Source organism: Helicobacter pylori, from assembly GCF_014498195.1.
GTDB lineage: Bacteria > Campylobacterota > Campylobacteria > Campylobacterales > Helicobacteraceae > Helicobacter > Helicobacter pylori_DO.
Genome location: NZ_JACTGH010000038.1, coordinates 1 through 529, shown reverse-complemented (window position 1 = coordinate 529; position 529 = coordinate 1). Strand labels below are relative to the sequence as shown.

General features: G+C 36.5%; 1 protein-coding gene. It reads right to left on the bottom strand.

Annotation, left to right across the window (positions count from 1 at the left end):
* On the bottom strand, window positions 1-529 hold a 529-nt coding region (locus H7N67_RS07895; protein ID WP_187939619.1), incomplete at both ends, for a DUF3519 domain-containing protein.

The following is a 529-nucleotide window of genomic DNA, read 5'->3' as shown; positions in this document are numbered from 1 at the left end:
GCTAACTTTTCGGCGTTGGCTTGTTCTAAGGGGCTTAAATTTGTAGGTGTTGGTGTGGTTTCGTTTAAATTTTCGCTTGTTTTTAATAAATCCTCTTGATCTGTTAGCGGTTTTGGTGTAGGATTATCTGTAGCACCACTATAGGAACTCAACCTATGGGGCACCTTCGCGTTAGCGTTGAGTGAGGTGCTTGAAAATTCTTTATAAACATCATTATTCTTATAATCTCCGTTACTCTTATACATCGTTTTTAAAACTAATTCATTTTTCTTATTGATCGCTTGCTCTACCACTACCGCATAGCCGTTGATTTGTTTAAACGCCGTTATAGCTTCTTGGTTGTATTTGTCTATAGTCCTAAGAATTGCATCAGCGTTATTAACGATATATCTATAATTAGCGATATCTTCGTAAGTGATAGGGCTTTCTCCATTTTTGACATTAACAGAATTAACGCCATGCCTTTTGAGTATGTGGGTAATAGCATCATGATCTAAACTCGATCTTATGTTTTCAGGGTGTTTAAAGT